This window comes from Kitasatospora sp. NPDC001225 (genome assembly GCF_053597855.1).
This window is the reverse complement of record NZ_JBSFJC010000308.1, coordinates 1-3,347: the sequence shown is the minus strand read 5'-3', so window position 1 is coordinate 3,347 and position 3,347 is coordinate 1. Positions and strand designations below refer to the sequence as shown.

Genomic DNA, 3,347 nt, shown 5'->3' with positions numbered 1-3,347 from the left:
GGCTCCCCGCCCCGGCGCACGGCGCCTGGGGCTCCCCGCCCCGGGGCACGGCGCCGGCGACCGGTCAGGCCGTCGGCCTCGGCGCGACCTCCGGGAGGATCGACCCGTGGTCGGCGGACGCGTAGGCCTGGCCCGCCAGGTCCAGCCGGGCCAGGTAGACGCCGTAGATCTCGACGGCGTCGGCCACCTGGCGCAGCGCCGTCTGCAGCTCGGGGTTGATGATCGGCGCGAACTTCTGGGCGGCCTTCTGGACGCCCTTGTCCGGGATGGGCCCCGTCCGCGCGATCGGGCCCATCCCGCCGGCCATCCCCGAGTTGTCGTACCAGGTCCCGACGGGGGCGAACTCCTGGCCCCAGAAGGTGCCGCTGGCGACCACGGCGTCCACCTTGGCCTTCAGAGCGTTGTAGGCGTCCACCACCCCGGAGGTGGTGGACGCCCCGCTGACGATGACGGAGTAGACCGTCGACAGGTCCACCGAGAAGGACGCGTGGCTGGGCGGCGCGGGGGCGGTCCCGGACGGGCCGGTCCCGGACGGGGCGTTGGCGGGGTTCGTGAAGCCCTCGTTGAAGCCCGGGACGTAGCCGTTCTCCCACAGCATCTTCAGGGTCGGGTCGGCCGCGCCCCCGCCCGGCTTGGGGTCTCCGCCGCCGCCGTCCTCGGGCGACGGGACGTAGATCGGGGAGTTGATCGGGGCGACCACGCGGACCTCCGGAGCAGGGAGCGGGCAGTGAACAGGGCCATCCTCGCCCACCGGCCGCCCGGGGCGGGAGGTCCCCGTTCGGGGACGCCGGGGGGACAGAAAGCGGGTCTGTCCCGCGCGTCCGGCCGCTGCCTAGACTCCGCAGGGCCGACGTGCGTACGTGGACCAGCCGTACGCGGATCGGGCCGGGCCGGACCGGTGCGGACCGGCCGAACGACGAGCCCCCGGGGAGCGCCTGCCGTGGCCTACACCTTGCAGGAATTCAAGGTCGACCTGCAGCAACTGCTCGAAGCGTCCGGCACGCTGGGCGCCGAGAGCGAGAACATCAAGGGGGAGATCGACGCGATCGCGACGGCCCTGGCGCCCCTGGAGACCGGCTGGATCGGCCCGGCCGGAACCTCCTTCGCCGCCATCACCAAGGTCTACAAGGACGACATGGTCGACCTGCAGAACCTGCTCGACGAGATGACCAGGCGGATGCGGTCGGCCTACCGGATGTACCACGACATGGAACTGGCCAACTACAACAACGTGCGCGCCTGATGAGCGTCGAACCCAACCCCGGCACCCCCGCTCCGGTCACGCCCGACTACGACACGGTCAAGCTCACCATCCCGCTGCACGAGATGGCGGCCGCCAAGGCCACCGTCGAGGCCTCCCTGAACAGCATCCTGGACAGCCTGGTCACGATCGAGCAGACCCTCGCCGACCTCAAGCTGGGCTGGGCGGGACAGACCGCGGACCAGGCCAAAGCGATCTTCGACCAGTGGAACGCCTGCATGGCGGAACTGGTCGGGACCAAGACCAAGGCCAAGCCCGACGGCGCGGACGGGGTCTTCCAGCGGCTGATGATCGCCGTGGGCAGCGCGGCCGCCAACTACGACCACGCCGAGGACTTCATCGTCACCAAGCTCTTCGCGCCGCTCACCGCCGCCATCGGCGCCCCCTCGACGGGCACCGGCGACCCGAACGCCTACAACCCGGCGCCGTCGAACCTCGTCAACGACAAGAGCAACACCGTGGTCGCCGAGATCTTCTGACCCCGCCCGACCCCCGCCCCGGCCCCGGCGCGCCCCCGCGCCAGGGCCCGCCGCACCACCGCCGCAGTCGAGCACCGAGAGGCACAACCAGGTGAGCAGGATCCCCTTCCACCGGCCCACCCGCGCCCTGCCGCCGGCCCTGCCCGACCAGCGCGTGGTGCTGCCCGCCCCGCCGCAGACCTCGCAGGGCGCCAACTCCTCGGCCAGCACCTGGCTCTCCCTGCTGCTGCCGCTGATGAGCAGCATCAGCATGGCCGCCTACATGGTGATGTACCGCAACCCGCTGCTGATCGCGCTGGGCGTCGGCTTCGTGCTGATCTCGATCGCCGCCACCCTCGCCGTCCGCCACCAGATGCGCAGCGCGACCCGGCAGACCAAGGACCGCCAGCGCGAGCGCTACCTGCGCTACCTGACCGACGTCAAGAAGACGGCCCGCCAGGTCGCCGACAGCCAGCGGCTGGCGGCCGGCTGGCTGCACCCCTCGCCGGAGCGGCTCTGGGCGCTCGCCGAGCGCCGCCGCCGGGTCTGGGAACGGCGCGCCACCGACAAGGACTTCCTGCAGCTGCGCCTGGGCCAGGGGCAGGGCCCGCTGGCCACCCCGATCCAGCTCGGCACCCGCAACGACCCGCTCGCGGAGTACGACGAGCAGACCCACGCCGCCGCGCAGCGGGTGGTCGACCAGGCCGGTACGGTCGGCCGCCAGCCCGCCCTGGTCGACCTGGTCAGGACCGGCGTGCTCAGCCTGCTCGGCCCCGCCGACCGGACCAGGGCGCTGGCCCGCTCGCTGCTCTGCCAGCTCGCGGTGCTGCACGCCCCCGACGACGTCACCGTCGTGGTCTGCACCGGCGGCGACCCCGACTGGGAGTGGGCCAAGTGGCTCCCGCACACCCACGAGACCGGCGCCCCGAGCCCGGCCGGTGTGGTCCCGCTGGTCGCCGCCGAGTTCGAGGCGCTCGCCGACGCCCTGGAGGGCGCGATCACCCGCGCCCAGGCCGAGCGGACCACCCGCCGGCCCGTCCTGGCGGGAGCCCCCGCCCCGGTGATGCGACGGCTCGTCGTCCTGCTCGACCCGTACGACCCGGCCGCCGCCTGGGCCCGCGGCCCGGTGGCCACCTCCCTGCTCGAATCGGCCGGGCCCGACCTGGGCATCACCGTGATCTGCCTGGTCGGCGCCGAGCGCGACGAGCCCACCCGCACCGAGGTGCGCGCCCGGGTGGGCGAGGACGGCTCGCTGGTCCTGGAGGGCCGCAACACCGAGCTGTACAGCCGGGTCGAGGGGGCCGTCGCGGACGCCCCCGCCCCGGAGCTCTGCGAGCTCACCGCGCGGGCGCTGGCCCCGCTGAGCCTGTCCGAGGAGCCCGAGCAGCTGCTGGCCCGCACCATCACCCTGCCCGAGATGCTCGGCACCCCCGACGTGGCCGCCTTCGACCCGTCCGTCAGCTGGATCCCGGCCGGCGACGAGCGGCTGCTGCGCCTGCCGATCGGCCTGTCCGGCGAGGGCGACCCGGTGCTGCTCGACCTCAAGGAGTCCGCCCAGGGCGGCATGGGCCCGCACGGCCTGATCGTCGGGGCCACCGGCTCCGGCAAGAGCGAACTGCTGCGCACCA

4 protein-coding genes are annotated in these 3,347 nt (G+C 73.6%); 3 read left to right on the top strand and 1 reads right to left on the bottom strand.

Translation table 11 applies throughout. From position 1 onward, the window contains the following. Positions 1-64: 64 nt before the first annotated feature. Entirely contained in the window at positions 65-700 is a 636-nt protein-coding gene (locus ACWDCZ_RS39665) for a hypothetical protein (RefSeq protein ID WP_049655550.1), read from the bottom strand. Between the two features lie 240 nt (positions 701-940). Between ACWDCZ_RS39665 and ACWDCZ_RS39660 the strand changes: the two genes are divergently transcribed. The 3 genes from ACWDCZ_RS39660 to ACWDCZ_RS39650 form a co-directional block, all read left to right on the top strand. Beyond that, complete coding sequence (locus ACWDCZ_RS39660) at positions 941-1,243, top strand: WXG100 family type VII secretion target (RefSeq protein WP_049655551.1); 303 nt, start codon at positions 941-943, stop codon at positions 1,241-1,243. Further along, complete coding sequence (locus ACWDCZ_RS39655) at positions 1,243-1,740, top strand: WXG100 family type VII secretion target (RefSeq protein ID WP_449818508.1); 498 nt, start codon at positions 1,243-1,245, stop codon at positions 1,738-1,740. The genes ACWDCZ_RS39660 and ACWDCZ_RS39655 overlap by 1 nt, the downstream gene beginning before the upstream one ends. Positions 1,741-1,831: 91 nt before the next feature. Beyond that, on the top strand, positions 1,832-3,347 hold a 1,516-nt coding region (locus ACWDCZ_RS39650; protein WP_449818507.1), incomplete at its 3' end, for an FtsK/SpoIIIE domain-containing protein.